Origin of the sequence: Kluyvera sp. Awk 3 (assembly GCF_028069715.1) — a bacterium.
GTDB classification, from domain to species: Bacteria; Pseudomonadota; Gammaproteobacteria; order Enterobacterales; family Enterobacteriaceae; genus Kluyvera; species Kluyvera georgiana_A.
Map to the genome: position 1 here is coordinate 1 of NZ_JANEWH010000210.1, position 5,186 is coordinate 5,186.

The window sequence follows — 5,186 nt, forward strand, 5'->3', positions numbered from 1 at the left end:
ATATATCATGATATATGTCGGCTCCCCAAAATTAGAATGATGGCAAATTTGTTTTAGATCATTTTTGATAATGGCCGGCAAGAGGATTATGTTCGCGTCATGACGAGTACGCCAAATCCTTCCCCATTCGTCACCAGGAGGGATTCGTTTATATGAATTTACAGGAGTTAAAATGAAACAGGTTGCTGTACTGCTGGCCCCGGGTTTTGAAGAAGGGGAAGCGATTGTCACTATCGATATCCTGCGCCGTCTGCATATTGGTGTTGAGCTGGTGTCGTGCGCTGAGTTACGCGCGGTGGTGAGTTATCACGATATCCCGATGGTGGCTGACGCCACGCTGGCAGAACGTCTTGATACCCTGTACGACGCTGTGGTCCTGCCGGGTGGCCCGCAGGGGAGCGTGAATCTGGCGGCGAATAAAGACGTAGTTAATTTTGTGGCCGCCCACGATGCCGCGGGCAAACTGATCTGCCCAATCTGCTCAGCCGCTGCGCGTGTGCTGGCCGGCAATGATCTGCTGAAAGGCCGTCGCTATGTCTGCTCCGGGGATCTGTGGCAGGACGTGAAAAACGGGGAATACGTTGATGCGCCGGTGGTTGAAGACGGCAATCTGATTAGCGGTAAAGGGTTTGGTCATGTCTTTGACTTTGCCTTTACCGTCGCGGCACGTCTGCTGGGCGATGAAGCGCCGGTGCGCGACCATGCCGATCACATCTATTACCGCTGGTAATTAATCGGCTACCTCAGAGGAAGGTATATCTTCGCTGAGGATATAGATAAATAAGCTATTCTCTCTGCGCGAATTGTCTGATAATTCGCGTTTTTTATATGTACTTATCTGCTGAATCTATGCATCACCTTACTGTAATTCAGGGGTGTGATGGCGCTCTCTTCTGAATGGTTAATTCCTGGCTATTAATGTTTCAACATAGTTAACGCTGTTAATTGTGCAGCTAATACTTTGTTTTATGTCCGATTTAAATGGTTTGTCTGATTTTCCCTACATAAAAGAACATTAAGGCTGGAGTTAACCATGCACAAATTTACGAAAGCGCTGGCGGCCATCGGGCTGGCGGCGGTTATGTCACAATCGGCTATGGCCGAGAATTTAAAGCTTGGTTTTTTAGTAAAACAACCGGAAGAACCCTGGTTCCAGACGGAATGGAAATTTGCCGATAAAGCCGGCAAAGACCTTGGTTTTGATGTGATTAAAATTGCCGTTCCGGACGGTGAGAAAACCCTCAATGCTATTGATAGCCTGGCAGCCAGTGGTGCCAAAGGTTTTGTTATTTGTACGCCAGATCCAAAATTAGGGCCCGCTATCGTGGCGAAAGCGCGCGGCTACGACATGAAGGTCATCACCGTCGATGATCAGTTCGTCAATGCCAAAGGCAAACCGATGGAAGATGTGCCGCTGGTGATGATGGCGGCGAGCGAAATTGGCGCGCGCCAGGGGCAGGAGCTGTATAAGGAGATGCAAAAACGCGGCTGGGACGTGAAAACCACCGGCGTGATGGCCATTACCGCCAACGAACTGGATACCGCGCGCCGCCGTACGTCGGGTTCTATGGACGCGCTGAAGGCTGCCGGTTTCCCGGAAAAGCAGATTTATCAGGTGCCCACCAAATCGAATGATATCCCCGGCGCGTTCGATGCCGGTAACTCGCTGTTAGTACAGCATCCGGAAGTGAAGCAGTGGCTGGTTGTTGGCATGAACGACAACACTGTGCTCGGCGGCGTACGCGCAACGGAAGGTCAGGGGTTCAAAGCGGCTAACGTCATCGGTATCGGCATTAACGGCGTGGATGCGGTGAACGAACTGTCAAAAGCGCAGGCTACCGGCTTCTTTGGCTCGCTGCTGCCGAGCCCGGACATTCACGGCTACAAAACCAGCGAGCTGCTCTACAACTGGGTGGAGAAAGGCGCTGAGCCACCGAAATTTACTGCGGTGACGGATGTCGTGCTGATTACCCGCGACAACTTCAAAGAAGAGCTGGCGAAAAAAGGCCTCTGAGTCCTGTTGGTTCTCCTCCCGCCAGGCGGGAGGGGAAGGATCGTGTCATTGTGGAGGTTGCGATGCAACAGTCTACCCCTTATCTCTCTTTCCGCGGTATCAGCAAAACTTTCCCCGGCGTAAAGGCGCTGTCTGATATTAGCTTTGATTGCTATAGCGGCCAGGTACATGCGCTGATGGGCGAGAACGGTGCGGGCAAGTCGACGCTGTTGAAAATTCTTAGCGGTAACTATGCCCCGACGTCCGGCACGCTGGCGCTGCGCGGAGAAGAGATTTCTTTTGCTGATACCACTGCGGCGCTGAACGCGGGTATCGCGATTATTTACCAGGAACTGCATCTCGTCCCGGAAATGACCGTGGCGGAAAATATCTATCTTGGCCAATTGCCGAGTCGCAGCGGTATTGTTAACCGCAAACTGCTGAACTATGAAGCGCGTATCCAGCTTGAACATCTGGGGTTGGACATCGATCCCGATACGCCGCTGAAGTATCTGTCGATTGGCCAATGGCAGATGGTCGAAATTGCCAAGGCGCTGGCGCGTAACGCCAAGGTCATCGCTTTTGATGAACCAACCAGTTCACTTTCCGCGCGCGAGATAGACAACCTGTTCCGGGTCATCCGTGAGCTGCGCAAAGAGGGGCGAGTGATCATCTATGTGTCTCACCGCATGGAAGAGATCTTCGCGTTGAGCGATGCCATCACCGTGTTTAAAGACGGCCGCTATGTCTGTACCTTTGCCGATATGATGGAGGTGAGCCACGATCGTCTGGTGCAGGCGATGGTGGGGCGTGACATTGGCGATATCTATGGCTGGCAGCCGCGTCAGTACGGTGAAGAGCGTCTGCGTCTATCGCAGGTGAAAGCGCCGGGCGTGCGCACGCCGATTTCGCTGACCGTTCGCAGCGGTGAAATCGTGGGGCTGTTCGGCCTGGTGGGTGCCGGCCGTAGCGAGCTAATGAAGGGGATCTTCGGCGGGACGAAAATAACCGGCGGTGAGATTTTCATCGACGGTGAGCGAGTCACTATCGACAAACCGGCGCAGGCGATTCGCGCGGGGATGATGCTGTGCCCCGAAGATCGTAAAGCTGAGGGGATCATCCCGGTCCATTCCGTGCGTGACAATATCAATATTAGCGCCCGCCGCAAGCATATCCATGCGGGGTGTCTCATCAACAACGATTGGGAGGCCACTAACGCCGACCATCACATTCAGGCTCTTAACATCAAAACGCCGGGCGCTCAGCAATTGATCATGAACCTTTCCGGGGGAAATCAACAAAAGGCGATTCTCGGACGTTGGTTGTCAGAGGACATGAAGGTGATTCTGCTTGATGAGCCCACCCGGGGTATCGACGTAGGGGCAAAGCATGAAATCTACAACGTGATTTATGCGCTGGCGTCGTCCGGCGTCGCGGTGCTGTTTGCCTCCAGCGACCTACCGGAAGTGCTGGGCGTTGCCGACCGTATTGTGGTGATGCGTGAAGGGGAGATCTCCGGCGAGTTGCTGCACGAGAGCGCCAATGAACAACAGGCGTTAAGCCTGGCGATGCCAAAAGTCAGTCAGGCCGTTGCCTGAGTTAGGAGGTTATGATGTCAACTGTTACTACGCCTGGCGCCCGCCGCTCGTCGCTGAGCTTTAGCCGTATCTGGGATCAGTACGGAATGCTGGTGGTCTTCGCCGCGCTGTTTATCTGCTGTGCGATCTTTGTTCCGAACTTTGCCACCTTTATCAATATGAAGGGGCTTGGGCTGGCCATTTCGATGTCGGGAATGGTGGCTTGCGGGATGCTGTTCTGCCTGGCGTCCGGTGATTTTGATCTGTCGGTTGCCTCGGTGATTGCCTGTGCGGGCGTCACTACCGCGGTGGTGATAAACGTCACTGAAAATCTATGGATTGGCGTATTTGCCGGACTATTGCTCGGGGCGGTAAGCGGGCTGGTTAACGGCTTTGTGATTGCCCGTCTTAAGATAAACGCGCTGATCACCACGCTTGCCACTATGCAGATCGTGCGCGGGCTGGCCTATATCATCTCTGATGGTAAGGCGGTAGGGATTGAGGACGAGCGTTTCTTCACTCTGGGCTACGCCAACTGGCTGGGCCTGCCGGCACCTATCTGGCTGACGGTGGGTTGCCTGATTATTTTCGGCCTGCTGCTCAACAAAACCACCTTTGGCCGTAACACGCTGGCGATTGGCGGCAACGAAGAGGCCGCTCGGCTGGCGGGGGTTCCGGTGGTACGCACCAAGATTATTATCTTTGTGCTCTCCGGCCTGGTGTCCGCTGCTGCGGGGATCATTCTTGCCTCGCGTATGACCAGCGGACAGCCAATGACGTCGATTGGTTATGAGCTGATCGTTATCTCCGCCTGTGTGTTGGGCGGCGTCTCGCTGAAAGGCGGGATTGGTAAGATCTCGTACGTGGTCGCCGGGATTCTGATTTTAGGCACCGTGGAGAACGCGATGAACCTGCTCAATATCTCTCCGTTCTCGCAGTATGTGGTGCGCGGGTTGATTCTGCTGGCGGCGGTAATCTTCGACCGTTACAAACAGAAAGCTAAACGCAGCGTGTAGCGCTGTCTGCTCGCCGAAGTCATTCAACATTACCCGGGGGAATGGACGTTCTCCCGGTTTTTGGCTTTTCTCAACGGCATTGTTACAACGTCACAAGCAAAACATCCACACCGCTGTTTCCCACAATGCTTTTTGCCGAGCAGGTCGCGCGGGAAAAGAAACTTTGGTTATGGTTACCGCAAATCACCAGGTCGACCGCGTATTTTTTACTGAATGCTTTGATATGTTCGCCCAGTTCACCGCAGGCGATTTGGCTTTTCCAGATGGGATAGTCGGTGGTATCAGCCAGCGTTTGCAGAAACTGTAGGGTTTCTTCTTGCATCAGCTCTCGCAGGTTTTCCATCATCGGGGCCGCGAGGTGATTGTACATTTCCGGGTCGGTCGACAGGGTGATAAGGCTGATACGCGCGTTGAGGGGCCGCGCGATGGCGACAGCTTTCCGTAGCAGGGCCTGGCTTTCCGGGGTGGGCGCGACGGCCACCAAGAGATGTGAGTAAGACATCAGACCTCCTTGCTCCAATAATACGTACTCTCTTTTTATTCTCTTACTCTTTTTGCCTCAACCCTGCAAGGGGAACACAGAATAAATCTGTCTATAAC

5 protein-coding genes are annotated in these 5,186 nt (G+C 53.7%); 4 read left to right on the forward strand and 1 reads right to left on the reverse strand.

The features are described 5' to 3' along the window. Positions 1-172: 172 nt before the first annotated feature. From NNN71_RS23480 to araH, 4 genes are all read left to right on the forward strand, one after another. On the forward strand, positions 173-730 hold the full coding sequence (locus NNN71_RS23480; RefSeq protein ID WP_271459469.1) for a DJ-1/PfpI family protein: 558 nt from the start codon (positions 173-175) through the stop codon (positions 728-730). 303 nt (positions 731-1,033) lie between these two features. After that, positions 1,034-2,014, forward strand: coding sequence for an arabinose ABC transporter substrate-binding protein (locus NNN71_RS23485; RefSeq protein WP_163448976.1), 981 nt, complete (start codon positions 1,034-1,036; stop codon positions 2,012-2,014). A 62-nt stretch (positions 2,015-2,076) separates the two neighbouring features. After that, positions 2,077-3,591, forward strand: coding sequence for an L-arabinose ABC transporter ATP-binding protein AraG (gene araG, locus NNN71_RS23490; protein WP_167575550.1), 1,515 nt, complete (start codon positions 2,077-2,079; stop codon positions 3,589-3,591). 14 nt (positions 3,592-3,605) lie between these two features. Next, positions 3,606-4,586: an L-arabinose ABC transporter permease AraH gene (gene araH / locus NNN71_RS23495; protein WP_163448974.1), complete on the forward strand. Its 981-nt coding sequence runs from the start codon at positions 3,606-3,608 to the stop codon at positions 4,584-4,586. 82 nt (positions 4,587-4,668) lie between these two features. On the opposite strand, the gene uspC is transcribed toward araH, so the two are convergent. Beyond that, a complete protein-coding gene (uspC, locus tag NNN71_RS23500; protein WP_163448973.1) occupies positions 4,669-5,088 on the reverse strand; it encodes a universal stress protein UspC in 420 nt (139 codons plus the stop codon). Positions 5,089-5,186: the final 98 nt, after the last annotated feature.